Origin of the sequence: Pseudomonas migulae, assembly GCF_043225285.1 — a bacterium.
Classification (GTDB): Bacteria; Pseudomonadota; Gammaproteobacteria; order Pseudomonadales; family Pseudomonadaceae; genus Aquipseudomonas; species Aquipseudomonas migulae_C.
This window is the reverse complement of the sequence record NZ_CP171224.1, coordinates 1489857-1511463: the sequence shown is the minus strand read 5'-3', so window position 1 is coordinate 1511463 and position 21607 is coordinate 1489857. Positions and strand designations below refer to the sequence as shown.

Here is a 21607-nt window from a genome sequence, read left to right as displayed (position 1 = left end):
ACCGTGTACAAGCTTTGCTTTTTTGTTCCGGCCAGCCATGTCGAAGTGGTCAAGAACGCCGTATTCGCCGCCGGTGGCGGGCGGATCGGCGCTTATGACCACTGTTCATGGCAGGTGTTGGGCCTTGGCCAGTTTCGTCCACTGGACGGCAGTCAGCCGTTCATTGGCGAAGCGGGGCAGGTCGAGCAGGTCGAGGAATGGAAGGTGGAGCTGGTGGTGGCGGATGAATTGATGGTGGCCGTGGTGGCTGCGCTAAAACTCAGCCATCCGTACGAGACGCCGGCTTATGAAGTGTGGCGGTTGGAGGATTTCTGATCTTCCCGGCTGCTGAAATGAAAAACCCGCTGATTCGTCAGCGGGTTTTTTTATGTCCGGGAGGGCCCCATCGCCAGCAAGCTGGCTCCTACAATGTGCGCGTCGTACACAAAATCGTGGTCACGCCCGAACCCTGTAGGAGCCGGCTTGCCGGCGATAGCGGTCTGACAGGCGCCAATTCTCTGTGCTTACGGGCGAATCTCGATCATCGTCCCGTCCGGCACCAATCCCCAGATCTCGCGCATGTCCATGTTGCGCATGGCAATGCAGCCATCGGTCCAGTCCAGTGTGTGGAACAGGTCTTCCGGGGTGTCTTCGGTATCCGGGGTGCCATGAATCATGATCATGCTGCCAGGCGAGACGCCTTCACGGCGAGCACGGGCGGAATCGCTGATGTTCGGGTAGGAAATGTGCATCGCCAGGTTGAAGCGATCACTGACCTTGCGCCAGTCGATCCAGTAGAAACCTTCCGGCGTGCGCTTGTCACCTTCCATCAGCTTCGGTCCCTTGGGACGTTTGCCCAGGGAAATGCGATAGGTCTTGAGCGGCTTGCCGTCGTTGATCAGCTGCAATTGATGGGCGGACTTGAGGACAAGGATTTTTTCGATGACTTTGCCGTCCAGCGTTTCCACAGTGGAGGCCTGGGAAATCGTGACGAACGACAAGCAGAACAGGGCAAGCAACCAGCGCATTGAAACGATATCCCTAGAGGTGTCGCGACTATTTTTAGTTATAGATGGTTTTCAGGTGAGGGCAGGCTGAGCCAGCGGCGGGATCGATTCGGACCGCACGGGGTAGACCTCGGTCCGCCGGTCAGCGAAGAAGCATTCTAAGGTACGGCCCACCGTGCGGAAAGCCAGGTCGGACCACGGGATGTCGGCTTCGTCGAAAAGCGCCACTTCCAGGCTCTCGGGGCCAGCGGAAAAATCCAGGTCTGCCAGTTCGGCGCGGAAGAACACGTGCACCTGACTGATGTGCGGCACGTCGATCAAGGTATAGATGCTGAGGTTGCGCACCCGCGCGCAGGCTTCCTCGGCCGTTTCGCGAACGGCCGCCTGCTCGATGGTTTCACCGTTCTCCATGAAACCGGCGGGCAGGGTCCAGTAACCGAGTCGTGGCTCGATGGCGCGCCGGCACAGCAACACTTTCGAGCCCCAGGTCGCCACACAGCCGGCGACGATATTGGGGTTCTGATAGTGAATGGCGTGACAGCTGTCACAGACAAAACGCAGGCGCGAATCGCCTTCGGGAATGCGTTGGGTCACCGGGTTGCCGCACTGACTGCAAAATTTCATGCTTGGGTTCCTGAATGCTGCGCCTATCTTGGCGTGCGGCGGTGTCTGTCGGCAAGTTGTCGTTTCGCGACAAGCGGCAGTTCGGGGGTTGGGCGGTCCGTGTGATTGGTGCATGATGCGGGGTAGAGAATAAATCGAGAAGACTCATGCTGGACGAGCTACTGCATCGAGTAAGCAACCACACGCCCCGCACACTGGAAACCGACAAGCGCTTCCCTGAGGCCGCGGTCCTGGTGCCCATCACCCGCAGTGATGAACCGGAACTGGTCCTGACCCTGCGCGCCAGCGGGCTCTCGACCCATGGCGGCGAAGTGGCCTTCCCAGGCGGTCGACGGGACCCGGAAGACCCTGACCTGGTTTTCACTGCGCTGCGTGAAGCCGAAGAAGAGATCGGTCTGCCGCCGGGGCTGGTCGAAGTGATCGGCCCGCTGAGCCCGTTAATCTCCCTGCATGGAATCAAGGTCACGCCGTATGTCGGCGTGATTCCGGATTTTGTCGAGTATCGGGCCAACGATGCCGAGATCGCCGCTGTGTTCAGCGTGCCCCTGGAGTTCTTTCGCAAAGACCCGCGTGAACATACGCATCGCATCGATTACCAGGGGCGCAGCTGGTACGTGCCGAGTTATCGGTATGGTGAATACAAGATCTGGGGCCTGACGGCGATCATGATCGTCGAGTTGATCAACTTGCTCTATGACGCCAAAATCAGCCTGCATCAACCGCCCAAGAGTTTTATCAACACCTGAAGCCATCGCTCGCATGGCACGAATCCCGGCTGCCTGAGCCACGAGGACGACAAGATGAAATACCGCCTGGGCGACGCCCGCGTCGACACCCATCCGCAAAGCTGGGTTGCCCCCAACGCCGTGCTGGTGGGCAGGGTCAAACTGGAAGGGGGTGCCAGCGTCTGGTTCAACGCGGTGTTGCGTGGCGACAACGAACTGATCCTGATCGGCAAGAACAGCAACGTTCAGGACGGCACCGTGATGCACACGGACATGGGCTACCCGCTGACCATCGGCACCGGCGTGACCATCGGCCACAACGCCATGCTGCACGGCTGCACCGTCGACGATTACAGTCTGATTGGCATCAACGCGGTGATTCTCAACGGCGCGAAAATCGGCAAGCACTGCATCATCGGCGCTAACTCGCTGATCGGCGAGGGCAAGGAAATTCCGGACGGTTCGCTGGTCATGGGTTCGCCGGGCAAGGTCGTGCGTGAGCTGACCGAGCAGCAGAAAAAGATGCTGGAAGCCAGCGCCGCCCACTATGTGCATAACGCCCAGCGTTATGCCCGCGATCTGGCCGAGCAGGAAGAATGACCACCCCCGAACGCCCGGTGGCATCGCCCTGCGTGAGCATCTGCGCGCTGGACGAGGATGACATCTGCACCGGCTGCCAGCGCACCGTGGAAGAAATCACCCGCTGGAGTCGGATGAGTAATGATGAACGCCGGACGGTGCTGGGGCTGTGTCACGAACGGGCGAAGTCCAGCGGGTTGATCTGGATGATTGGCAACAAATCCAATAACTGAACCCGTTCCCCTGTAGGAGCGAGCTTGCTCGCGAAAAACCAGAGGGCGCCGCGTGGCACCAGAATTTACGCGTTATCGTTAACGTTTTTCGCGAGCAAGCTCGCTCCTACAGTGAATGACTCCATGCTTTTCCTGATCGCCTACATGGGCAGCGTCGTGCTGATCAACTACGCCTTTTCCACCGCGCCACACCTGGACATCATCTGGTCCGCCTGGGGTGGTCTGGTATTCATCCTGCGCGACATGGTGCAAATCCGCTTCGGCCACGGCGCTATAGTGGCGATGCTTGCGGCGCTGGTGCTGTCGTACGTCACCTCGGATCCGTCGATCGCCCTGGCCAGCGCCACGGCGTTCGCGGTCTCCGAGTGCATCGACTGGCTGGTGTTCAGCATCACCAAGCGTCCGCTGCACGACCGCCTGTGGATAAGTTCGGCCCTGAGCATTCCCCTCGATACCTTCATCTTCTTCGGCATGATCGACGCCTTCACCCCGGCCGTGATCCTCACCGCCATGGCCTCGAAGTTCGCCGGCGTGACGGCGGTGTGGCTGATCATGGCGTGGCGCTTGCGCAAACAGGCAGTCGCCAGCTGAAGCCAAACCCTCAGGTTCATGTAAAATGCCGCGCTTTCTTCCCGTGGGAAGCGTGCCAGGCACAGCGACCCTCGATGATCCGCTCCTTTGAGGACCTGAGATGACCCGTATCGGAACTCCATTGTCGCCAACCGCGACCCGCGTATTGCTGTGTGGCTGTGGTGAGTTGGGCAAGGAAGTGGTGATCGAGCTGCAACGCCTGGGCGTTGAAGTGATTGCCGTGGATCGCTATGCCAACGCGCCGGCCATGCAGGTGGCGCATCGCAGTCACGTGATCAACATGCTCGACGGCGCCGCCCTGCGTGCCGTGATCGAAGCCGAGAAGCCGCACTTCATCGTGCCGGAAATCGAAGCCATCGCCACCGCGACCCTGGTTGAGCTGGAAGCCGAAGGCTTCACCGTGATCCCGACCGCGCGTGCCACGCAGTTGACCATGAACCGTGAAGGCATCCGTCGCCTGGCCGCTGAAGAGCTGGACCTGCCGACCTCGCCGTACCACTTCGCCGACACCTTCGAGGACTACAGCAAGGCCGTCGAAGACCTGGGTTTCCCGTGCGTGGTCAAGCCGGTCATGAGTTCCTCGGGCAAAGGCCAGAGCCTGCTGCGCAGCGTCGATGACGTGAAAACCGCCTGGGATTACGCGCAGGAAGGTGGTCGCGCCGGTAAAGGCCGCGTGATCGTCGAAGGCTTCATCGATTTCGACTACGAAATCACCCTGCTGACCGTGCGTCACGTCGGCGGCACCACGTTCTGTGCGCCGGTCGGTCACCGTCAGGAGAAGGGCGACTATCAGGAATCCTGGCAGCCGCAAGCCATGAGCCCGATTGCCCTGGCTGAGTCCGAGCGCGTCGCCAAAGCCGTCACCGAAGCCCTGGGCGGTCGTGGCCTGTTTGGTGTCGAGCTGTTCATCAAAGGTGATCAGGTGTGGTTCAGCGAAGTCTCGCCGCGACCGCATGACACGGGCCTGGTAACCCTGATCTCTCAAGATCTGTCGCAGTTCGCCTTGCACGCGCGAGCCATTCTCGGCCTGCCGATTCCATTGATCCGTCAGTTCGGGCCTTCGGCGTCGGCGGTGATTCTGGTGGAAGGGCAGTCGACCCAGACCGCGTTCGCCAACCTCGGCGCTGCGTTGAGCGAGCCGGATACGGCGTTGCGTCTGTTCGGCAAGCCGGAAGTGAATGGCCAGCGCCGGATGGGTGTGGCGTTGGCGCGGGACGAGTCGATCGAGGCTGCCCGGGCCAAAGCGACCCGCGCTTCTCAGGCTGTTGTTGTAGAGCTGTAACCGCGGCGCGACTATCGCGAGTAGGCTCGCTCCCACAGGTTCAGTGTGATCCCTGTGGGAGCGAGCCTGCTCGCGATGCTTTTTCTGTCAGGCAACCCGATTCAAATCGTTATGCCGTGTCTCCTTCAGGCACAGCACCGCAATCAAACTCAGCACCGCCGCCCCCGATACATACCCGCCGACGTAACTCAAACCCCCCATCGCCACCAGCTTCTGCGCAAAGAACGGCGCCGCCGAGGCTCCGACAATGCCGCCCAGGTTGTAGGCCGCCGACGCACCGGTATAACGCACGTGTGTCGGAAACAGCTCCGGCAGCAACGCCCCCATCGGCGCGAACGTTACGCCCATCAGAAACAGCTCGATGCACAGGAACAACGCCACGCCCCAGGTCGAACCCTGGGTCAGCAGCGGCTCCATCAGGAACCCCGACAGAATCGCCAGCACGCCACCGATGATCAGTACCGGTTTGCGCCCGTAACGGTCACTGGCCCAGGCCGACAACGGCGTCGCAGCGGCCATGAACAGCACGGCGAAGCACAGCAGCGCGAGGAAGGTTTCGCGGGTGTAGCCCAGCGTCGACACGCCGTAGCTCAGGGAAAACACCGTCGAGATGTAGAACAGCGCGTAGCACACCACCATCGAGCCGGCGCCCAGCAGCATCGGCGCCCAGTATTGGCTGAACAGCTCGACCAGCGGAATCTTCACCCGCTCCTGGCGCGCCACGGCATTGGCGAACACCGGGGTTTCGTGCAGTTTCAGTCGAACATACAGCCCCACCATCACCAGTGCGGCACTGAGCAGGAACGGAATTCGCCAGCCCCAGGAGCGGAACTGTTCGTCATCCAGTGTCATCGCCAGCGTCAGGAACAGGCCGTTGGCGGCGAGAAAGCCGATCGACGGGCCAAGCTGCGGAAACATGCCGAACCAGGCGCGTTTGCCCTTGGGCGCATTCTCGGTGGCCAGCAACGCCGCGCCGCCCCATTCGCCGCCCAGCCCCAGGCCTTGGCCGAAGCGCAATACGCAAAGCAGGATCGGCGCCCAGGCCCCGATGCTGTCGTAACCCGGCAGCACGCCGATCAGCGTGGTGCACACGCCCATCAACAACAGCGAGGCGACCAGGGTCGATTTGCGCCCGATGCGGTCACCGAAGTGGCCGAACAGGGCCGAACCCAGCGGTCGAGCCAGGAACGCGATGCCGAACGTGAGAAACGCCGAGAGCATCTGTGCGGTGCCGGAGGTCTGCGGGAAGAACACCGGACCGATCACCAGCGCGGCGGCAGTGGCGTAGACGTAGAAGTCGTAGAACTCGATGGCGGTGCCGATGAAACTCGCGGTCGCCACGCGGGTGGCGGAGTTCGTCGGTTGCGCAGGCGTGGTTTCGGAATAGGTGGTGCTGGTCGTCATGCGGTTATCCCTGACAGTCATGTGCCCCAGTGGAGCGAATTATTATGGTCGAACACCCAGGGATGTGGGTTTGCTGCGGGGGTGCGGGTAGCACGGGGTGGGGCGGGGCTTGGGTAAGCGGAAACGATTATGCCACGGTAAATGCGGTTTTTTGTAGGAGCCGGCTTGCCGGCGATGGCGATTTCAAGGGCGCCATCGTCGGAACGCCGCCCGCAGCAAGCCGGCTCCTACAAGAGCGTGGTGTCAGGCGGTTACGGGGGTTGCAGCGGTGTGCCAGATCAACACGCGAGTCACGCGGTTGTCTTCGGTCTCGAGGATCTCCAGCCTATAACGCCCGATCTTCAGGCACACCGCGCTGTCCGGAATGGTTTCCAGCGCCTCGGTCACCAACCCGTTGAGGGTTTTCGGGCCGTCGCTGGGCAGGTGCCAGCCGAGGCTTTTGTTCAGGTCGCGAATCGATGCGGCGCCATCGATTACCAGGCGCCCATCGGCCTGTGGATGGATGTGCGGGTTGTCCAGGCTCTGCTGGCTTTCGAATTCGCCGACGATTTCTTCGAGGATATCTTCCAGCGTGACGATGCCCAGCACCTCGCCGTACTCGTCGACCACCATGCCCAGGCGCCGCTGCTGTTTGTGGAAGTTCAGCAGTTGCAGTTGCAGCGGGGTGCTTTCCGGCACGAAGTACGGGTCGTGACACGCGGCCAGCAGCGCTTCGCGCGTCAGCAGGCCATCGGGCAGCAGGTGGCGGATCTGCCGGGTGTTGAGCACGGCCTCGACCTGATTGATGTCACTGTGGAAAACCGGCAGGAGCGTGCGGCGGTTGGCACGCAGCTGTTCGAGGATTTCTTCGATCGAGTCGTCGAGGTTGATCCCGTCGACATCACTGCGCGGCACCAGGATGTCGTTGACCGTGATGTTGTCCAGCGCGTGGATGCCGGATAGCGGATGCGGACGGCAAACCGCTTCCTGATCGTCGTGGCGATCCTTCGGCGCCTCGTCTTCGCTCTGCTGTACCACTTTGGCCTTGCGGGCAAACGGTCGCGTCAGCAACTGGCTGAGGCCGTTGAGCAACCAGGCGGCGGGGTAAATGATTTTCAGCGGCACGCCGAGCAAGGTGTTGCCCAGGGTCAGGATCGCGTCGGGATAACGGGCGGCGAGGGTGCGTGGCAGGTAGTCGGCGAACACCAGCAGTATCGCGCCGGCCCCCAGGCACGCGACCCATGGACCGTTTTCGGCCCAGGTGAAAATCGCCAGCAAGGTGCTGATGACCACCGCCAGGGCGCGGCACAGGGTGTTGCAGAAAATCAGGCTGCTGAGCGGAAAGCTCAGTTTCGCCACCGGTTTGTCGCTGGAACGCGACGCGGTGCGCTGGGCCAGCAAATGTTGCTGCGCCGCTTCGATGGCGGTGAACAGCCCCGACCATAAGATCAGCAGGGCCACTACGGCGAGCATCGGCCCTATGGGCAAGTCGTCCATTTATGCCGCCCGTCAGATGTGCAGGATGTATTCACGGACCAGCTTGCTGCCGAAGTACGCCAGCATCAGCAGGCAGAAACCGGCGAGGGTCCAGCGAATGGCCTTGTGTCCGCGCCAGCCGAGGCGGTTGCGGCCCCAGAGCAGCACGCTGAAGACGATCCAGGCCAGGCACGCCAGCAAGGTCTTGTGTACCAGGTGCTGGGCGAACAGGTTGTCGACGAACAGCCAGCCAGAGATCAGCGACAGCGACAGCAAAGTCCAGCCGGCCCACAGGAAACCGAACAGCAGGCTTTCCATGGTTTGCAGCGGCGGGAAGTTCTTGATCAGCCCGGACGGGTGCTTGTGCTTGAGCTGATGGTCCTGGACCAGCAGCAGCAAAGCCTGGAACACCGCGATGGTGAACATGCCGTACGCGAGGATCGACAGCAGGATGTGCGCGAGGATGCCCGGCTCTTCGTCGATGACCTGCACCGTGCCGGCCGGGGCGAATTGCGCCAGTAACACGGTGGCGGCACCCAGCGGGAACAGCAGGATGAGCAGGTTCTCCACCGGAATCCGCGAGCAGGCCAGCAGCGTCAGGGCAATCACCGCAGCGGCGATCAGGCTGGCGGCACTGAAGAAGTCCAGGCCCAGGCCGATCGGCGTCAGCAGGTGGGTGAACAGGCTGGCGCTGTGGGCCAGCACGGCCAATACGCCGAGCGTGACCAGCAGGCGCTTGTTCGCCTTGGCGCCGGAGGCCAGACGAGTGCCTTGATAAAGGGTCGCAGCGGCATATAAGCAGGCGGCGGCGAGGGTGGTCAGCAAACTGGGTGACAAGGGGAGCATAAATCCTGTTAGGCAAGCCCGAAAGGCGCTGAGTTTGGCATAGAACCCACACGGCACGAAAGTGCGAGGTGTCCGCCAGTCGCAGTCTTCGCTATAATCCGCGACCTGCCCACGCCGCAGGCTCGCCGAGCACATGTTGATTCCGGTCTGGGCCGCCATTATCCCGGTCTACACAGGGCCTGAAAGGATCGCGCAATGTTTGAAAACTTAACCGACCGTCTCTCGCAGACGCTGCGCCATGTCACCGGCAAGGCCAAGCTGACCGAGGACAACATCAAAGACACCCTGCGCGAAGTGCGCATGGCGTTGCTCGAAGCCGACGTCGCCTTGCCGGTCGTCAAAGACTTCGTCAATTCGGTCAAGGAACGCGCCGTCGGCACAGAAGTGTCGCGCAGCCTGACGCCGGGCCAGGCCTTCGTGAAGATCGTCCAGGCCGAACTCGAAAGCCTGATGGGTGCGGCCAACGAAGACCTGAACCTGAGCGCCGTTCCACCTGCCGTCGTATTGATGGCCGGTTTGCAGGGCGCGGGTAAAACCACCACCGCCGGCAAACTGGCGCGCTTCCTTAAAGAGCGCAAGAAGAAGTCGGTCATGGTCGTGTCCGCGGACGTCTACCGTCCGGCGGCGATCAAGCAGCTGGAAACCCTCGCCAACGACATCGGCGTGACCTTCTTCCCTTCCGACCTGAGCCAGAAGCCGGTCGACATCGCCCAGGCGGCTATAAAGGAAGCAAAACTCAAGTTCATCGACGTGGTCATCGTCGATACCGCCGGTCGCCTGCACATCGACGAAGAGATGATGGGCGAGATCAAGGCCCTGCACGCCGCGATCAACCCGGTGGAAACCCTGTTCGTGGTCGACGCCATGACCGGCCAGGACGCCGCCAACACGGCCAAGGCCTTTGGCGATGCGCTGCCGCTGACCGGTGTGATCCTGACCAAGGTCGACGGCGACGCCCGTGGCGGTGCCGCGCTGTCGGTGCGTGCCATCACCGGCAAGCCGATCAAGTTCATCGGTATGGGCGAGAAGACCGAAGCGCTCGAACCGTTCCACCCTGAGCGTATCGCCTCGCGCATCCTCGGCATGGGCGACGTGCTCAGCCTGATCGAACAGGCCGAAGCGACCCTCGACAAGGACAAGGCCGACAAGCTGGCCAAGAAGCTGAAGAAGGGCAAGGGCTTCGACCTCGAAGACTTCCGCGATCAGCTGCAACAGATGAAGAACATGGGCGGCCTCGGCGGCCTCATGGACAAGCTGCCGAACATCGGCGGCGTGAACCTGGCGCAGATGGGCAATGCCCAGGGCGCGGCAGAGAAACAGTTCAAGCAGATGGAAGCCATCATCAATTCCATGACCCCGGCCGAGCGCCGCGACCCTGAGCTGATCAGCGGTTCGCGCAAGCGCCGGATCGCCATGGGTTCCGGCACTCAGGTGCAGGACATCGGTCGCTTGATCAAGCAGCACAAGCAGATGCAGAAGATGATGAAGAAATTCTCCGCGAAAGGCGGAATGGCCAAAATGATGCGCGGCATGGGCGGTATGTTGCCCGGCGGCGGCATGCCCAAGATGTAAAGATTTCGCGCAAGGGCATGCCCTTGCGCAACCCCACACGGAAGTGGGATCTCCAGCAAACCCGCACTTGGCGGGAGCTGACTGGCCGTTTTCAACGACGGCTCTATAGCAAATCTGGATGGCGTCCGATAGGCCGCCGGAAAAAGTCATTTGCAAAAGTCCGGATATTCCTTAGAATATGCGGCCTTTCGGGCACCTATGCCCGCTGTGCCTTTAGATTTGCAGCACCGACTACAGGAACGATGTTCACATGCTAACAATCCGTCTTGCCCTTGGCGGCTCCAAAAAGCGCCCGTTTTACCACTTGACCGTAACCGACAGCCGCAACCCGCGCGACGGTTCGCACAAGGAACAGGTTGGTTTCTTCAACCCTGTTGCTCGTGGTCAAGAAGTCCGTCTGTCCGTGAACCAAGAGCGCGTAGCCTACTGGCTGAGCGTTGGTGCACAACCTTCTGAGCGCGTTGCTCAGTTGTTGAAGGAATCTGCTAAGGCTGCGGCCTGAGCAATATGAACGCGACGCCAGTTGTTGCTGATGATTTGATCGTTATCGGCAAAATTTATTCTGTTCATGGCGTTCGCGGCGAAGTGAAGGTGTATTCCTTTACTGATCCGACTGAAAACCTGTTGCAGTACAAAACCTGGACGCTCAAGCGCGAAGGTAGTGTGAAGCAGGTAGAGCTGGTCAGCGGACGTGGGAGCGATAAGTTCCTGGTCGCGAAGCTCAAGGGTCTTGATGATCGTGAAGAAGCTCGTCTTCTGGCCGGTTACGAGATCTGCGTGCCGCGCAACCTGTTCCCTGAATTGACCGACGGCGAGTACTACTGGTACCAGCTGGAAGGTCTGAAGGTCATTGATCAACTCGGGCAGCTGCTCGGGAAAGTCGATCATCTTCTGGAAACCGGCGCCAATGATGTAATGGTGGTCAAGCCTTGCGCTGGCAGCCTGGATGATCGCGAACGCCTGTTGCCCTATACGGAGCAATGCGTGTTGGCCGTCGACCTGGCCGCAGGCGAGATGAAGGTGGAATGGGATGCGGACTTCTAAGCGTGGCTAACTTGCGCGTAGAAGTGATCAGTTTGTTTCCCGAGATGTTCTCCGCCATCAGCGAGTACGGCATCACCAGTCGGGCGGTGAAACAGGGGCTCTTGCAGCTCACCTGTTGGAACCCGCGAGACTACACGACGGATCGACATCACACTGTGGATGATCGCCCATTTGGCGGTGGTCCGGGCATGGTGATGAAGATCAAGCCCCTGGAAGATGCTCTGGTTCAGGCCAAGGCAGCAGCCGGGGAGGCGGCGAAGGTGATTTACCTGTCCCCCCAAGGCCGTCAACTGACTCAGTCGGCGGTACGCGAGTTGGCGAATCTGGATGCATTGATCCTGATTGCCGGCCGCTATGAAGGCATTGACGAGCGATTTATTGAAGCTCATGTCGATGAAGAGTGGTCGATTGGCGACTATGTACTGTCTGGCGGCGAGCTGCCGGCGATGGTCCTGATCGATGCGGTTACACGACTGCTGCCTGGAGCTTTAGGGCATGCGGACTCCGCCGAGGAAGATTCCTTTACGGACGGTCTGCTGGATTGCCCGCACTACACCCGACCGGAGGTGTATGCGGATCAGCGTGTTCCCGACGTGTTGCTGAGTGGCAATCACGCGCATATCCGGCGTTGGCGTTTACAGCAGTCCCTTGGTAGGACCTTTGAACGACGCGCCGATCTTCTGGAAAGCCGCTCGCTTTCTGGAGAAGAGAAGAAGCTGCTCGAGGAATACATCCGCGAGCGGGACGATAGTTAACAACGTATCGATGGTAAGTCCGTTGATTTACCTTAGGAGCACAGCATGACTAACAAAATCATCCTTGCACTCGAAGCAGAGCAGATGACCAAAGAGATCCCTACCTTTGCCCCGGGCGACACCATTGTCGTTCAGGTGAAAGTGAAGGAAGGCGACCGTTCGCGTCTGCAAGCGTTCGAAGGTGTTGTTATCGCCAAGCGTAACCGCGGCGTAAACAGTGCTTTCACCGTTCGTAAAATCTCCAACGGTGTTGGCGTAGAGCGTACTTTCCAGACCTACAGCCCGCAAATCGACAGCATGGCCGTTAAACGTCGCGGTGACGTACGTAAAGCCAAGCTGTACTACCTGCGTGACCTGTCCGGTAAAGCAGCTCGCATCAAGGAAAAACTGGCTTAAGTCCAGCTTCCGATGCAGAAAAAAGCAGCCTACGGGCTGCTTTTTTGTTGCCCGTCGTTTATCCCCGAATTTTGTTGCAGGCTGTAGACCCATGACCCCTCGCGAGCAAGAAATCGAACGTCGCACCGAGCTCTCGGTGACCCGCGTGACCAAGGCGGTGTTCCCGCCGACCACCAACCATCACAACACGCTGTTCGGCGGCACCGCGCTGGCCTGGATGGACGAAGTGTCGTTCATCACCGCCACCCGGTTTTGCCGCCTGCCATTGGTGACGGTCTCGACGGACCGCATCGACTTCAATCATGCGATTCCTGCCGGCTCCATCGTCGAGCTGGTCGGGCGGGTGATCAAGGTCGGCAACACCAGCCTCAAGGTCGAGGTGGAAGTGTTTGTGGAAAGCATGAGTTGTGATGGTCGCGAGAAGGCGATTCACGGGCAGTTCAGCTTTGTGGCGATCGATGCGGACAAGCGGCCGGTGCCGGTGTTGCCTGGGTTTGCGGCCTGACCTGATACCGAGGTGCGCCTATCGCGAGCAGGCTCGCTCCCACAGGGGGTCTTCGGCGTTGCATAGATCCCTGTGGGAGCGAGCCTGCTCGCGATAGGATTTACGAGGTGCCGCCGACCTGCGGCTGAATCAACGCCACCACCGTCCACCCCCGCGAAGGCTTGATCACACTGTCCGGCGTCGCCACGTGCACCCAGCCGCTGTCATCCCGGGCAAACAGCAACGTCGCACGCTCTCCGTGCAATGCCTGATAATCCTCCCAGCCAAACCCCTCCGTCAGATTCGTGCTGTACAGCTCGGCTCCCTGGTGAAGCAGATTCGCCAGTTTGTTGTAGGTCAGTTCCTCGTTGCCCAGCAAGCGCCCGCGATGTTGATGGCTGGCGCGGTGCTTGTCGGTGCGACGGCTTTCCTGACCGCTGGCGAGGCCGAACAGACGTTGATGACCAAAGTCATGACGAAAGCGCATCGACGCCAGCGCATTCAGTTCACCGGACGGCGACAGCGTGAGCAAATGCCCCAGGCCAACCAGATCCAGATGCGCGTCGGCGTGTTGCGACGCCGGGTTTCCGAAGTACGTCGGCAAGCCGTCCATGCGCGCCGACCGGATATTTTCCCAGCTCGAATCCGTCAACAGCACCCGCGAGCCCAGATGTTGTAGGGCCTTGCCCAGGGTGCGTGCCGGGGTGTTGGCGCCGACGATAAGAAAACCGCTGGGCGCCGGTTCCGCGACTTTCAGCAGGCGCGCCAGCGGTCGGGCCGTGGCGCTTTGCAACACCACCGTGCCGATGATCACCGCAAACGTCAGCGGCACCAGCAGCAAGGCGCCTTCGTGCCCGGCTTCATCCAGGCGCACGGCGAAAATCGCTGAGACCGCCGCCGCGACAATCCCTCGCGGCGCGATCCAGGCCAGCAATGCTCGTTCACGCCAGCTCAGGCTGGAGCCCGCAGTCGAGAGCGCGATGTTCAAGGGGCGGGCGATGAACTGGATGACCAGCAACAGGATCAGCACCAGCGGGCCCAGCCCGACCATGGCCGTCAGGTCGAGGCGGGCGGCCAGCAAAATGAACAATCCGGAGATCAGCAACACGCTGAGGTTCTCCTTGAAGTGCAGGATGTCCCGCACGTCCACGTCTTTCATGTTCGCCAGCCAGATGCCCATCAGGGTCACGGCCAGCAAGCCGGATTCGTTCATGACTTCATTGGAGGCGATGAAAATCCCCAGCACCGCTGCGAGGGCCGCCAGGTTGTGCAGGTATTCCGGCAGCCACTGGCGCCGGATGATTGTGCCGAGCACCCAGCCCCCGGCGATCCCGAATAGCGTGCCGCACAGAATGACCCCGCCGAAGGTCAGCAGGCTTTGGCTCAACTGGTCACCCGATGCGCGGGCGATGATAAAGCTGTAGACCACCACGGCGAGGAGGGCGCCGATCGGGTCGATCACGATGCCTTCCCAGCGCAGGATGTTGGCGATCGAGGCCTTCGGGCGAACCACGCGCAGCATTGGCACGATCACGGTGGGTCCGGTGACCAATGTCAGGCTGCCGAAAAGTATCGCCAGCAGCCAGTCGAACCCCAGCAACCAATGCGTGGCGAGCGCAATCACCGCCCAGGTCGAGAGGGCGCCGATGGTCACCAGCCGGTGTACGACGCTGCCGATTTCGCGCCATTCCGACAAGTGCAAGGTCAGGCTGCCTTCGAACAGGATCAGCGCCACCGCCAGCGACACCAATGGCATCAGCAAGGGACCGAACATCTCCTGCGGGTCGAGCCAGCCCAGCACCGGCCCCGCGAGAATGCCGGTTAACAACAGAAACAGGATCGCCGGCAGTTTCAGTCGCCACGCCAGCCACTGACACCCCAGCGCCGCCGCGCCAATGCCGCCAAACACCAACAGAATCTGTTGCTCGTTCATTGCAGCTCCCTGTTCCTTGAAATAGCGGGCTATGAAAGACTAGCGCTGGTTTTTACTGTTCACCTTTTATTTGCGCGCTGTCTTGAGTCCGCGTGTTTCGAGTGCCCATGCCTGCCATTGATCATCCACTGATAGACCAGTTTCTCGACGCCCTGTGGTTGGAGAAGGGGCTCTCCGACAACACCCGGGACGCCTATCGCAGCGACCTCGCACTGTTCAACGGCTGGTTGCAGGAGAAAGGGCTGGAACTGATCAACGCCGGGCGCGAGTTGATCCTCGATCACTTGGCCTGGCGTCTGGAGCAGAACTACAAACCCCGTTCCACCGCGCGGTTCCTCTCGGGTGTGCGTGGCTTTTATCGCTATTTGCTGCGGGAAAAATTGATCGCCGTCGATCCGACCTTGCGCGTCGACATGCCCCAGCTCGGCAGGCCGTTGCCCAAATCCTTGTCGGAAGCCGATGTGGAAGCGCTGTTGAAAGCGCCGGACCTGAGCGAAGCCATCGGCCAGCGCGATCGCGCCATGCTCGAAGTGCTTTACGCCTGCGGCTTGCGGGTCACCGAGCTGATCAGCCTGACACTGGAGCAGGTCAACCTGCGCCAGGGCGTGCTGCGGGTGATGGGCAAGGGCAGCAAGGAGCGACTGGTGCCGATGGGCGAGGAGGCGATTGTCTGGGTTGAACGTTACATGCGCGACGCCCGTGGCGAGCTGCTCGGCGGGCGGCCGAGCGACGTGCTGTTCCCCAGTCAGCGCGGCGAACAGATGACCCGCCAGACGTTCTGGCACCGCATCAAGCATCAGGCCAAGGTCGCCGGGATCGGCAAGTCATTGTCGCCGCACACGCTGCGTCACGCGTTCGCCACGCACCTGCTCAACCATGGCGCCGACTTGCGAGTGGTGCAGATGCTGCTCGGCCACAGCGACCTGTCGACCACCCAGATCTACACCCATGTCGCCCGCGCACGCCTGCAGGACCTGCACGCCAAACACCACCCACGCGGTTGACCACGATCCCCCTGTAGGAGCGAGCCTGCTCGCGATGAAGCCGGCACAACTTGCATTAATGGCGCCTGACACACCGCCATCGCGAGCAGGCTCGCTCCTACAGAAAAGCATTCGCCAATGCCTTGTATCACCGGCATTCGGCCCCGCCGGCCTTATGTGGTAGGCTTTGCCGGTTTGCACGATGGGCGGTTATGACCCGGTGTTTCGGCACGGGCGTTCTGATCGTCCCATTTGTCCGCCTTCAGGAGTTCTCATGCGTCTGACCCAGATTTTCGCCGCCGCAGCCATTGCGTTGGTCAGCACCTTTGCCGTCGCCGATGACGCGGCCGACAAAGCCATTCGTAAAAGCCTGGAAAACCTCCAGCTCGAAGTGCCGGTAGAAAGCATTTCCGCCAGTCCGCTGCCGGGCCTGTATGAAGTCAGATTGCAGGGCAGCCGCGTGCTGTATGCCAGCGCCGACGGCCAATATGTGGTTCAGGGCTACATGTTCCAGCTCAAGGACGGCAAGCCGGTCAACCTGACCGAAAAAACCGAACGCCTGGGCGTTTCCAAGCTGGTCAACGCCATTCCGGTCGCGGAAACCGTGGTCTACCCGGCCATTGGTGAAACCAAATCGCACATCACCGTCTTTACCGACACCACCTGCCCGTACTGCCACAAGCTGCACGCCGAAGTGCCCGAGCTGAACAAGCGCGGCATCGAAGTACGTTACGTTGCGTTCCCGCGCCAGGGCCTGGGCTCGCCGGGTGACGAACAGCTGCAAGCGGTCTGGTGCTCGAAGGACAAGAAAGCCGCCATGGACAAGATGGTCGATGGCAAGGAAATCAAGGCCGCCAAGTGCGATAACCCGGTTTCCAAGCAGTTCGCCCTCGGCCAGTCGATTGGCGTGAACGGCACACCGGCCATCGTTTTGGCTGACGGTCAGGTCATTCCGGGCTACCAGCCTGCGCCACAAGTCGCCAAACTGGCGCTGGGCGCGAAGTAAATTCGCATCGTCACGGCCAGCCTTTGACGATCATGGTCCGGCGGCACTATTTGCCGGGCCATCAATAGAGAACCGCGAACATGCGGTTGTTTTCACGGCCGGCCTTGAGTCGGCCGTTTTATGGGGAGTTCACAGTGAAACCGGTCAAAGTAGGCATCTGTGGGTTAGGGACCGTCGGTGGCGGTACCTTCAACGTACTTCAGCGCAACGCCGAGGAAATTGCTCGTCGTGCCGGGCGTGGAATCGAAGTGGCACAAATTGCCACGCGCACGCCAAAGCCTCAGTTCCAGACGACCGGTATTGCGATTACCAACGATGTCTTCGAAGTGGCCACGAACCCTGAGATCGACATCGTTATAGAGCTGGTGGGCGGCTACACCGTTGCCCGCGAGCTGGTACTCAAGGCCATCGAGAATGGCAAGCATGTGGTCACCGCGAACAAGGCACTGATTGCCGTTCACGGTAATGAAATCTTCGCCAAGGCACGCGAGAAAGGCGTGATCGTGGCGTTCGAAGCGGCTGTGGCCGGTGGTATCCCGGTGATCAAGGCGATCCGTGAAGGCCTGTCGGCCAACCGTATCAATTGGGTCGCGGGCATCATCAACGGCACCGGCAACTTCATCCTCACCGAGATGCGCGAGAAGGGTCGCACCTTCGAAGACGTCCTCGCCGAGGCGCAAGCCCTGGGTTACGCCGAAGCCGATCCGACCTTCGACGTTGAAGGCATCGACGCCGCCCACAAGCTGACGATCCTGGCCTCCATCGCGTTCGGCATTCCGCTGCAATTCGACAAGGCCTACACCGAAGGCATCACCAAGCTGACCACCGCTGACGTGAACTACGCCGAAGCGCTGGGCTACCGCATCAAGCACCTGGGCGTTGCTCGCAGCACCGCTGCCGGTATCGAACTGCGCGTACACCCGACGCTGATCCCGGCCGATCGCCTGATCGCCAACGTCAACGGCGTGATGAACGCGGTGATGGTCAACGGCGACGCCGCCGGTTCGACCCTGTTCTACGGCGCTGGCGCCGGCATGGAGCCGACCGCTTCGTCGGTGATCGCCGACCTGGTGGACGTGGTTCGCGCCATGACCTCCGACCCGGAAAACCGTGTGCCGCACCTGGCCTTCCAGCCGGATTCGCTGTCGGCCCATCCGATCCTGCCGATCGAAGCCTGCGAAAGCGCCTACTACCTGCGCATTCAGGCCAAGGACCATCCGGGCGTGCTGGCTCAGGTTGCGAGCATCCTGTCGGAGCGCGGCATCAACATCGAATCGATCATGCAGAAAGAAGTCGAAGAGCATGACGGCCTGGTGCCGATGATCCTGCTGACCCACCGTGTGCTGGAGCAGCACATCAACGACGCGATCGCCGCTTTGGAAGCCCTGGCGGGCGTGGTCGGTCCGGTCGTGCGGATCCGCGTCGAGCACCTGAACTAAGCCGTTATCGTTCACCGGGCCTGCGTGCGGGCCCGGGTTTGCGAACACTGTCCATTGGAGTCAGTCATGCGTTATATCAGTACCCGCGGCCAGGCACCGGCCCTGAATTTCGAAGACGTCCTGCTGGCCGGTCTGGCCACCGACGGCGGTTTGTACGTCCCGGAAAACCTGCCACGTTTCACCCAGGAAGAAATCGCCTCCTGGGCTGGCCTGCCGTATCACGAGCTGGCCTTCCGGGTGATGCGCCCGTTTGTCACCGGCAGCATTCCCGACGCCGATTTCAAAAAGATTCTTGAAGAAACCTACGGTGTGTTCTCGCACAACGCCGTGGCGCCGTTGCGTCAACTGAACGGCAACGAGTGGGTGCTGGAGCTGTTCCACGGCCCGACCCTGGCGTTCAAGGACTTCGCTCTGCAACTGCTCGGCCGTTTGCTGGATTACGTGCTGGAAAAACGCGGTGAGCGCGTGGTGATCGTGGGCGCGACGTCCGGCGATACCGGTTCGGCCGCCATCGAAGGCTGCAAGCACTGCGAAAACGTCGACATCTTCATCCTGCACCCGCACAACCGTGTCTCGGAAGTGCAGCGTCGGCAGATGACCACCATCTTCGGCGAGAACATCCACAACATCGCCATCGAAGGCAACTTCGATGACTGCCAGGAAATGGTCAAGGCGAGCTTCGCCGACCAGAGCTTCCTCAAGGGTACGCGCCTGGTGGCGGTGAACTCGATCAACTGGGCGCGGATCATGGCCCAGATCGTTTACTACTTCCACGCATCCCTGCAGCTGGGCGGCCCGGCTCGTTCGGTGTCGTTCTCGGTGCCGACTGGCAACTTCGGCGACATCTTCGCCGGTTACCTGGCGCGCAACATGGGCCTGCCGATCAACCAGCTGATCGTCGCCACCAACCGCAACGACATCCTGCACCGCTTCATGAGCGGCAACCAGTACGTCAAGGAAACCCTGCACGCGACGCTGTCGCCGTCGATGGACATCATGGTGTCGTCGAACTTCGAACGCCTGCTGTTCGACCTGCACGGTCGCAACGGTGCGGCGATTGCCGGGTTGATGGATTCGTTCAAGCAGGGCGGCGGTTTCAGCGTTGAACAGGAGCGCTGGACTGAAGCGCGCAAGCTGTTTGATTCGCTGGCGGTGGATGATGCGCAAACTTGCGAAACGATTGCTGAGGTTTACGAGCAGACGGGTGAGTTGCTGGATCCGCACACGGCAATCGGCGTGAAAGCGGCGCGTGAGTGCCGTCGTAGTCTGGATATTCCGATGGTTATTCTTGGGACTGCGCACCCGGTCAAGTTCCCGGATGCGGTTGAGAAGGCAGGCGTGGGTAAAGCGCTGGAGTTGCCTGTTCACCTGGCCGATCTGTTTGAGCGGGATGAGCGTTGCACGGTATTGCCGAATGATCTGAAGGCTGTTCAGGCGTTTGTCAGCCAGCATGGGAATCGTGGGAAGCCGTTGTAATCGCTTAGATTGATTGGGGGCATATCCGTTATTTAGGTAACGGCGGCTTATGGTTTCGCCCTTACGGCGAGTCACTTGCAGAAGCGGCAAGTAACCAGGCGCTTTTGCCCCTGTCGTTCGTGCCTCGCTAATGCTCGGCATGCCCTCGTTCCGGTCCTGCTCCGTGGGCCCGCCACCATCGGCCATCCATGGCCGGGTGCGGCTACCGCGGCATCCTTGCCGCGGTGCCCACTGCGCAGAACCTCCACTCGGCCTCTCGAGGAGGCGACCACCGCCACAGCCGCCGAGGCGGCCTGATAGCCGACCTGGCTCTCTGTTCGACCGCGTTGTCCTTCTCTGCTGCGCTCGCCCATTCCGAATCTGTACACCAATCCCCTGTAGGAGCCGGCTTGCTGGCGATAGCGTCCGTCCAGTCAATAAATGCGTCGACTGACCCACCGCTATCGCCAGCAAGCCGGCTCCTACAGTTGATCGTGTGCATCTCGAATACATACGCATTTCCCTTGCTGGCGATGGCATCGTTTCAGGCGATACAGGTGTCGTTGGTACACCGCGAGCGCCGATGGGGTTCACACGGTCAAAATTGTAGGAGCCAGCTTGCTGGCGATGGACGTCAACGATGACGCGGGCTGTCTGGATGAACGCGGTGTCCGGGCGTTTTTCGCGAGCAGGCTCGCTCCTACACGGGATTGGGCTCACACAGTCAAAATTGTAGGAGCCAGCTTGCTGGCGATGGACGTCAACGATGACGCGGGCTGTCTGGATGAACGCGGTGTCCGGGCGTTTTTCGCGAGCAGGGCTCGCTCCTACAAGGGATTGGGTTCACACGATCGAAATGGTAGGAGCCAGCTTGCTGGCGATGGACGTCAACGATGACGCGGGCAGTCTGGATGAACGCGGTGCCTGGACGTTTTTCGCCAGCAAGCTGGCTCCTACAGGGAACCGCATACGCTTTTGATCTCCACCACTCATCAGGCCGAGAGTTAGCTCGCCTTGGCTTTTGATCTTGCGGTGCACGCCCCCTCGAGAGGCCGAGTGGAGGTTCTGCGCAGTGGGCAACCCGGCATGGATGCCGGGTTAGCCGCGCACGGCCATGGATGGCCGATCGCGGCGGGCCCACGGAGCAGGACCGGAGCGAGGGCATGCCGAGCCTGGGCGAGGCACCGAACGAAAGGGGCAAAAGCGCTTGGTTACTTGGCGCTTTTCCAAGTAACCCGCTGTAAGAGCGGAACCACTAGCCGCCGTTACCGAAGAAACGGATATTCACCCAATCCCAATCCCAATCCCCCACCAAAACCCAGGCCATACACAAACCTGTCATCTACCCCGTGCATGCTCTACCCACCAGAGACGCCGACGCGTCAGCACCTGGAATCCAGAACTTTCTTCTCGGGCCAATGGTCACTTAATGTGAACACGCCCCAGGCACTTTGTTTTCGGACTATTGAGTGGTGATCGAGATGGAAAGTATCAGCCTATTGCTCAGTGAAGCCCTGAGCCCGTATCAGGTGACGCTGTCCCCGTCGGGCGCCCATGGCGAATGCCTGGTGACATTGAAAAGTTCGACCGGCGCCATCGTGGTCGAACGGGAGTTCAATCAGGCCCAGTTAACCGACAAACGCCTGCTCACGGATGTGGTAGACGGTTTGCATCGCGATCTGATGATTGCCGAAGGACGGCTGGAACCCTGCGTTATCGCGGCATTGCGCAACGCGGCACAGGAAAAGGTCCTGGGTCGCACGTAACTGAATTAATTTTCATGGAACCTTCCTGGCCCAAGGTCAGTCAGAGGTT

The 21607-nt window shown here is 60.8% G+C and carries 24 protein-coding genes; 18 read left to right on the top strand and 6 right to left on the bottom strand.

All coding sequences use genetic code 11. The annotated features are described in order from the left end of the window. Positions 1–3 precede the first annotated feature (3 nt). Positions 4–315: an NGG1p interacting factor NIF3 gene (locus tag ACF6ZU_RS06980; protein ID WP_392891100.1), complete on the top strand. Its 312-nt coding sequence runs from the start codon at positions 4–6 to the stop codon at positions 313–315. Between the two features lie 188 nt (positions 316–503). On the opposite strand, the gene ACF6ZU_RS06975 is transcribed toward ACF6ZU_RS06980, so the two are convergent. Both ACF6ZU_RS06975 and ACF6ZU_RS06970 read right to left on the bottom strand, forming a co-directional pair. Then, positions 504–1007 (bottom strand): murein L,D-transpeptidase family protein, encoded by a 504-nt coding sequence (locus tag ACF6ZU_RS06975; RefSeq protein ID WP_392891099.1) that lies wholly within the window; start codon positions 1005–1007, stop codon positions 504–506. A 51-nt stretch (positions 1008–1058) separates the two neighbouring features. Beyond that, on the bottom strand, positions 1059–1610 hold the full coding sequence (locus tag ACF6ZU_RS06970; protein ID WP_392891098.1) for an NUDIX hydrolase: 552 nt from the start codon (positions 1608–1610) through the stop codon (positions 1059–1061). A gap of 146 nt (positions 1611–1756) precedes the next feature. Between ACF6ZU_RS06970 and ACF6ZU_RS06965 the strand changes: the two genes are divergently transcribed. The 5 genes from ACF6ZU_RS06965 to purT all read left to right on the top strand — a co-directional run bounded on the left by ACF6ZU_RS06965 (position 1757) and on the right by purT (position 5020). Continuing rightward, positions 1757–2356: a CoA pyrophosphatase gene (locus tag ACF6ZU_RS06965; protein ID WP_392891097.1), complete on the top strand. Its 600-nt coding sequence runs from the start codon at positions 1757–1759 to the stop codon at positions 2354–2356. 54 nt (positions 2357–2410) lie between these two features. Continuing rightward, a complete protein-coding gene (locus tag ACF6ZU_RS06960) occupies positions 2411–2935 on the top strand; it encodes a gamma carbonic anhydrase family protein (RefSeq protein ID WP_392891096.1) in 525 nt (174 codons plus the stop codon). Further along, entirely contained in the window at positions 2932–3147 is a 216-nt protein-coding gene (locus ACF6ZU_RS06955; protein ID WP_392891095.1) for a DUF1289 domain-containing protein, read from the top strand. The genes ACF6ZU_RS06960 and ACF6ZU_RS06955 overlap by 4 nt, the downstream gene beginning before the upstream one ends. A 123-nt stretch (positions 3148–3270) precedes the next feature. Further along, complete coding sequence (locus ACF6ZU_RS06950) at positions 3271–3738, top strand: preQ0 transporter (RefSeq protein ID WP_392891094.1); 468 nt, start codon at positions 3271–3273, stop codon at positions 3736–3738. 100 nt (positions 3739–3838) lie between these two features. Beyond that, positions 3839–5020: a formate-dependent phosphoribosylglycinamide formyltransferase gene (gene purT / locus ACF6ZU_RS06945; protein ID WP_392891093.1), complete on the top strand. Its 1182-nt coding sequence runs from the start codon at positions 3839–3841 to the stop codon at positions 5018–5020. 87 nt (positions 5021–5107) lie between these two features. Here the strand turns inward: purT and ACF6ZU_RS06940 are convergent, their stop codons facing one another. The 3 genes from ACF6ZU_RS06940 to ACF6ZU_RS06930 form a co-directional block, all read right to left on the bottom strand. Next, positions 5108–6424, bottom strand: a complete 1317-nt coding sequence (locus ACF6ZU_RS06940; protein WP_392891092.1) for an MFS transporter — start codon at positions 6422–6424, stop codon at positions 5108–5110. A gap of 243 nt (positions 6425–6667) precedes the next feature. Continuing rightward, on the bottom strand, positions 6668–7900 hold the full coding sequence (locus ACF6ZU_RS06935; protein ID WP_392891091.1) for a transporter associated domain-containing protein: 1233 nt from the start codon (positions 7898–7900) through the stop codon (positions 6668–6670). 12 nt (positions 7901–7912) lie between these two features. After that, positions 7913–8725 (bottom strand): inner membrane protein YpjD, encoded by an 813-nt coding sequence (locus ACF6ZU_RS06930; protein WP_392891090.1) that lies wholly within the window; start codon positions 8723–8725, stop codon positions 7913–7915. 195 nt (positions 8726–8920) lie between these two features. On the opposite strand from ACF6ZU_RS06930, the gene ffh reads away from it, so the two are divergent. The 6 genes from ffh to ACF6ZU_RS06900 all read left to right on the top strand — a co-directional run bounded on the left by ffh (position 8921) and on the right by ACF6ZU_RS06900 (position 12997). Then, the gene (gene ffh, locus ACF6ZU_RS06925) at positions 8921–10297 is read left to right on the top strand and encodes a signal recognition particle protein (RefSeq protein WP_008042378.1); all 1377 of its coding nucleotides are present in this window, start codon (positions 8921–8923) and stop codon (positions 10295–10297) included. A 250-nt stretch (positions 10298–10547) separates the two neighbouring features. Continuing rightward, positions 10548–10799, top strand: coding sequence for a 30S ribosomal protein S16 (gene rpsP / locus ACF6ZU_RS06920; protein ID WP_003198088.1), 252 nt, complete (start codon positions 10548–10550; stop codon positions 10797–10799). A gap of 5 nt (positions 10800–10804) precedes the next feature. Then, positions 10805–11341 (top strand): ribosome maturation factor RimM, encoded by a 537-nt coding sequence (gene rimM / locus ACF6ZU_RS06915; RefSeq protein ID WP_392891089.1) that lies wholly within the window; start codon positions 10805–10807, stop codon positions 11339–11341. Continuing rightward, complete coding sequence (trmD, locus tag ACF6ZU_RS06910) at positions 11323–12096, top strand: tRNA (guanosine(37)-N1)-methyltransferase TrmD (protein ID WP_154503229.1); 774 nt, start codon at positions 11323–11325, stop codon at positions 12094–12096. Before rimM ends, trmD begins: the two co-directional genes overlap by 19 nt. A 45-nt stretch (positions 12097–12141) precedes the next feature. Beyond that, positions 12142–12492, top strand: a complete 351-nt coding sequence (gene rplS / locus ACF6ZU_RS06905) for a 50S ribosomal protein L19 (protein ID WP_003175895.1) — start codon at positions 12142–12144, stop codon at positions 12490–12492. Positions 12493–12583: 91 nt separating this feature from the next. Then, on the top strand, positions 12584–12997 hold the full coding sequence (locus tag ACF6ZU_RS06900) for an acyl-CoA thioesterase (protein ID WP_392891088.1): 414 nt from the start codon (positions 12584–12586) through the stop codon (positions 12995–12997). Between the two features lie 100 nt (positions 12998–13097). Here the strand turns inward: ACF6ZU_RS06900 and ACF6ZU_RS06895 are convergent, their stop codons facing one another. Then, entirely contained in the window at positions 13098–14909 is a 1812-nt protein-coding gene (locus tag ACF6ZU_RS06895; RefSeq protein ID WP_392891087.1) for a cation:proton antiporter, read from the bottom strand. A gap of 107 nt (positions 14910–15016) precedes the next feature. Here ACF6ZU_RS06895 and xerD point away from each other — a divergent pair, with 107 nt between their 5' ends. From xerD to ACF6ZU_RS06865, 6 genes are all read left to right on the top strand, one after another. Next, a complete protein-coding gene (xerD, locus tag ACF6ZU_RS06890; protein WP_008025604.1) occupies positions 15017–15913 on the top strand; it encodes a site-specific tyrosine recombinase XerD in 897 nt (298 codons plus the stop codon). A gap of 253 nt (positions 15914–16166) precedes the next feature. Further along, a complete protein-coding gene (gene dsbC / locus ACF6ZU_RS06885) occupies positions 16167–16898 on the top strand; it encodes a bifunctional protein-disulfide isomerase/oxidoreductase DsbC (RefSeq protein ID WP_392891086.1) in 732 nt (243 codons plus the stop codon). A 134-nt stretch (positions 16899–17032) separates the two neighbouring features. Beyond that, positions 17033–18337, top strand: coding sequence for a homoserine dehydrogenase (locus ACF6ZU_RS06880; RefSeq protein ID WP_262171979.1), 1305 nt, complete (start codon positions 17033–17035; stop codon positions 18335–18337). Positions 18338–18403: 66 nt separating this feature from the next. After that, positions 18404–19813: a threonine synthase gene (gene thrC / locus ACF6ZU_RS06875; RefSeq protein ID WP_223481673.1), complete on the top strand. Its 1410-nt coding sequence runs from the start codon at positions 18404–18406 to the stop codon at positions 19811–19813. A 745-nt stretch (positions 19814–20558) separates the two neighbouring features. Then, the gene (locus ACF6ZU_RS06870; RefSeq protein ID WP_392891085.1) at positions 20559–20771 is read left to right on the top strand and encodes a hypothetical protein; all 213 of its coding nucleotides are present in this window, start codon (positions 20559–20561) and stop codon (positions 20769–20771) included. A gap of 502 nt (positions 20772–21273) precedes the next feature. Continuing rightward, positions 21274–21558, top strand: a complete 285-nt coding sequence (locus tag ACF6ZU_RS06865; protein WP_392891084.1) for a DUF3509 domain-containing protein — start codon at positions 21274–21276, stop codon at positions 21556–21558. Positions 21559–21607: the final 49 nt, after the last annotated feature.